The 4,894-nt window shown below is 72.4% G+C and carries 2 protein-coding genes; both read right to left on the minus strand.

Going from position 1 to position 4,894, the window contains the following annotated elements; genetic code table 11:
- The coding region (locus ACZ60X_RS43700) for a type I polyketide synthase (RefSeq protein WP_469611394.1) at positions 1 to 1,960 on the minus strand (1,960 nt) is incomplete at its 3' end.
- A 48-nt stretch (positions 1,961 to 2,008) separates the two neighbouring features.
- Positions 2,009 to 4,894 (minus strand): type I polyketide synthase (locus ACZ60X_RS43705; RefSeq protein WP_469611396.1); only part of this gene is annotated, 2,886 nt, incomplete at its 5' end.

Below are 4,894 nucleotides of genomic sequence, written 5' to 3' on the forward strand. Positions count from 1 at the left end.
GCCCCACCACCACATCCGGCCGCACACCCCACGACTCCACCAACCGGAACAACGCCGACTCCACCGCGAACAAACCCGCCTGCGCGAACACCGTCCGATCCAGCAGACCACCGCCCGCCTCACCCACCGCCCCGAAGACCACATCCCTGACCGGGTGCGCCACGAAACCGGCCAACCGCCCGTCCAACGCGGCACAGGCATCATCCAGAGCACGAGCGAACACCGGAAACCGCTCATACAACTCCCGCCCCATACCGAGCCGTTGAGACCCCTGCCCGGGAAACACGAACACCGTGCCGCCGGTGCTCCGGGCGCCGGTGACCACGAGCGGTGAGGACTCGCCCGCGGCGAGTGCCGCCAGCCCGGACACCGCCTCCTCACGTGAGCCGGCGACGACTACGGCACGTTCGGGCAGCACCGCCCGACGGGCGACGAGCCCTCCCGCGACGGCCGTCGCAGAGACCTCGCCCGTCCTGACGAACTCGCCCAGGCGTGCCGCCTGTCCGGCAAGCGCGCTGGTGCTCCGCGCCGACACCACCACCGGCACCACGCCGCCACCGTCGGCGGAGGCCGGCACAGCGGCGGCCGGCTCCTCCGGGGCTTGTTCCAGAATCACGTGCGCGTTGGTGCCACTGACGCCGAAGCCCGAGACAGCCGCCCGACGCGGCCGGTCGACGTCCGGCCAGTCGCGGGTGTGGTGGAGGAGCCGGACCGCGCCTGTGTCCCAGTCGACGCGGGTGCTGGGCTCTTCGGCGTGGAGGGTGGCGGGCAGGATGCCGTGCCGCAGGGCCTGCACCGTCTTGATGACACCGGCGACCCCGGCGGCGGCCTGGGTGTGGCCGATGTTGGACTTCAACGAGCCCAGCCACAGGGGTACTTCGCGGTCGCGTCCGTACGTGGCCAGGAGTGCCTGGGCCTCGATCGGGTCGCCGAGGACCGTGCCCGTGCCGTGGCCCTCCACCGCGTCCACGTCCGCCGCGGACAACCCGGCCGCCGCCAACGCCTTACGGATCACCCGCTGCTGCGACGGACCGTTCGGCGCCGTCAGACCATTGGACGCACCGTCCTGATTCACCGCACTGCCCCGCACCACCGCCAGCACCCGATGCCCCCGGCGACGCGCCTGCGACAACCGCTCCAGCACCACCACACCAGCACCCTCGGCCCACCCCGTACCATCGGCCCCATCCGCGTACGACTTGCACCGCCCATCAGCCGCAAGCCCCCGCTGCCGGGAGAAGTCGACGAAGGTGTGCGGGGTGGCCATGACGGTGGCGCCGCCGGCCAGGGCCATCGAGCATTCGCCGCGCCGCAGGGCCTGGGCCGCGAGGTGGATCGCGACCAGCGAGGACGAGCAGGCCGTGTCGACGGTCACGGCGGGGCCCTCGAAGCCGAAGACGTACGAGATGCGGCCGGAGGCCACGCTGGACGCGCCGCCGGTGCCGGCGTAGCCCTCCAGCTCGGGAGGGAGGTTGCCGCCGAAGAAGTAGTCGACGCCCATGATGCCGTTGAAGACGCCGACGTCCGCGCCTTTCAGGGACAGCGGGTCGATGCCGGCCCGCTCCAGCGCCTCCCAGGAGGTCTCCAGCAGCAGCCGCTGCTGGGGGTCCATGGCGAGGGCCTCACGGGGGGAGATACCGAAGAACTCGGCGTCGAACAGGCCGGCTTCGTGCAGGAATCCGCCCTGGCGGGCATAGGTGGTGCCGGTCCTGTCCGGGTCGTCGTCGAACAGCGCGTCCAGGTCCCAGCCGCGGTCGGCGGGGAAGTCGGACACGGCGTCCCGGCCCTCGGCGACCAAGTGCCACAGCTCCTCCGGCGTCGTCACGCCGCCGGGCAGCCGGCAGGCCATGCCGACGATCGCCACCGGCTCGTCCGCGTTCCGCGCGACCTGTCGGCGCAGGTCGTGCAGTTCGGTCGTGACGCGCTTGAGGTACTTGAGGAGTTCCTGCTCTGTGGCCATCTTCTCTTTCCTCACCGAGGTTTGACGGTCCGGGAAGACGTGGACTGGTCAGGCGATTCCGAGTTCGTCGTTGATGAAGTCGAGGACTTCATCGGCGGAGGCGGATTCCAGTTGTTCCGCCACGGCGGAATCCTGTGTCTCCTCGACCTCTCCGGTGCACTTCGCGACCAGGCCCTGGAGGCGAAGCACGATGTCGGCCTTCTTGGACGCGTCGGAAAGCAGTCCGGCGATCAGTGACTCGATGTCCTCGATCTTTTCCTGCACCAGCGACAGGGCGTCGTTGGTCGTGCCGAGTTCCGCGTGGAGATGGCGGGCCAGAGCGAGTGGGTTCGGGTAGTCGAAGACGACGGTGGCGGCGAGCTTGAGGCCAGTGGTCTCGCGGAGCCGGTTGCGCAACTCTACGGAGGTGAGCGAGTCGAACCCGGCGTCCTTGAACGCCGTCTCGGGACCGACCTGCTCCGCCCCGGCGTGGCCGAGGACGGTCGCGGCCTGGCCGCGTACCAGGTCCAGGAGCAGCGCCTCCTGCTCGGCCGGGGCGAGTCCGGTGAGCCGGCGGGTGAGTCCGCCGGTGCTGTCCCCGGGCGTGGCGCGCACCGGCTGGCGGCCGGTGCGCACCAGGCCGCGCAGCAGGGGCTGTACGGCGCGTCCCGCTGTCGCGTCGGCGCGCAGCGCCCGCAGGTCCAGTTTGATGGGGACCAGGAGCGCCTCGCCGGTGTCCAGGGCCGCGTCAAGGAGCCGCATGCCCTCGGCGGGGCTGATCGGCAGGACGCCGCCGCGGCTCATCCGGGCCTGGTCGGCCGCGCCGAGGTGGGCGGTCATGCCGCTGGTCTGCTCCCACAGTCCCCAGGCGAGCGAGGTCGCGGGCAGGCCGGCCGCCCGGCGCTGGTGGGCGACCGCGTCGAGGTAGGCGTTGGCGGCGGCGTAGTTGCCCTGGCCGGCCGAGCCGAACAGGCCGGCGCCGGAGGAGAAGAGGGCGAAGACTGGCAGGTCCAGGGTGCGGGTCAGTTCGTCCAGGTGCCGCACCGCGCTCACCTTGGGGGCGAAGACGCCGGCGAGGCGTTCGGGGGTGAGCGCGCCGATCACGCCGTCGTCCAGGACACCGGCCGTGTGGATCACACCCGTCAGCGGATGCTCCGCCGGCACCGAGTCCAGCAGCTCCGACACCGCCGTACGATCGGACACGTCGCACGCCACCAACGACACCGACTCCGCACCCAGCGCCCTCAGTTCGGCCACCAGCTCGCCGGCGCCCTCGGCCCGCGCACCACGCCGCCCGGCCAGCACCAGATGCCGCACACCATGCCGCTCGACCAGGTGCCGTGCCACCAACGCCCCCAGCGAACCGGTACCACCGGTCACCACAACCGTGCCCCCGGCACGGAACCCGACACCCGGACCGCCCTCCGCCGCCCGCACCAGACGCGGCACCGACAACACCCGCCCACGCACCGCCACCTGCGGCTCACCCGAGGCCAGCACGGGAGTGAGGAGCTGGGCGACGAGGTCGTCGGAGGGCGTGCCGGTGGCCGGGTCCAGGTCGAGCAGGACGATCCGGCCGGGGTTCTCGGCCTGGGCCGCGCGGACCAGGCCCCAGACCGCCGCGCCGGCCGCGTCGGTGACCGCGCGGTCGGCGTCGGCGGGCACCGCGCCGCGGGTGACCACGAGCAGCGGTACGTCCTCCAACTCCTCGTCGGCGAGCCACGCCTGGACGACCTCCAGCACGGCAGCCGTCCGGGCGAGCGCCTCCTCGTCGCCGTCGCCGGAACCCGCCGGTTCCAGGACGGCGGCCTCGGGCAGCTCGCCCTTCAGCGCGATCACGTCGGCAGGGGTGGCGACCCGCGTCCAGCCGGTTCGCGGTGCCGCCGCCTCGGGGGGTGCGGGGAGTTCGGTCCAGGCGACGCCGAACAGGGCGTCGCGGCTCTCGTCGGCCGTCGCGGCGGCGTCGAGCTGTCCGACGTCCACCGGGCGGAAGGTCACCGAGTCGGCGGTCAGGACGAGTCCGCCGTTGTCGTCGACCGCGACGAGGGACAGCACATCGGTTCCGCGCGCTTGGATCCGCACCCGCAGGGAGGCGGCGCCGGCGGCGTGCAGGGCCAGTCCGTTCCAGGCGAACGGCAGGACGTTGTGTCCGTCGTTGTCGGCTTGGACGAATGCGTCGGTGTGCAGGGCCGCGTCCAGCAGGGCGGGGTGGATGCCGAACCGGGCCGCTTCGTCGCGCTGCTCGTCCGGCAGGGCGACCTCGGCGAAGATCTCCTCGCCGCGCCGCCACACCGCGCGCAGCCCCTGGAAGGCCGGCCCGTAGGCGTAGCCGTGGCTCGCCAGGTCCGCGTAGAAGGAGCCGATGTCGAGGCCGACGGGTTCGGCGCCGGCCGGCGGCCAGACCGTGGTGTCGAAGACAGGGGTGTCCGGCGCCGAGGTGGTCAGGGTGCCGTTGGCGTGGCGGGTCCAGGCGTCGGTGCCGACCTCACCGGTGGTGTTCTCATGTGCGGAGTACACCGCGACGGTCCGCAGCCCGTCGTCACCCGGCCCGCCGACGGCGACCTGCACCCGCACACCACCCTGCTCGGGCACCACCAGTGGAGCCTCGATGACCAGTTCGTCCAGCACCCCGCAGCCGACCTCGTCACCGGCCCGGACCGCGAGTTCGACCAGCCCGGTACCAGGCACCAGCACCGCTCCCCCGACGGCATGATCAGCCAGCCAGGGATGCGTACGCACAGACAACCGGGAAGTACACAACACACCCCCGCTCTCCGGCACCTCCACCACCGCACCCAGGAGCGGGTGATCGGCGGTGCTCTGTCCCAGAGCCACGGCATCCGCGGCAGGAGCCATCCGCAGCCAGTAGTGCCGGTGGTCGAAGGCATACGTCGGCAGATCCACATGGGCCTCGGTGGCACCCTCGGGAAGCACCGCCGCCCAGTCCACCCCGGC

This window comes from Streptomyces sp. NPDC104106 (assembly GCF_055584345.1).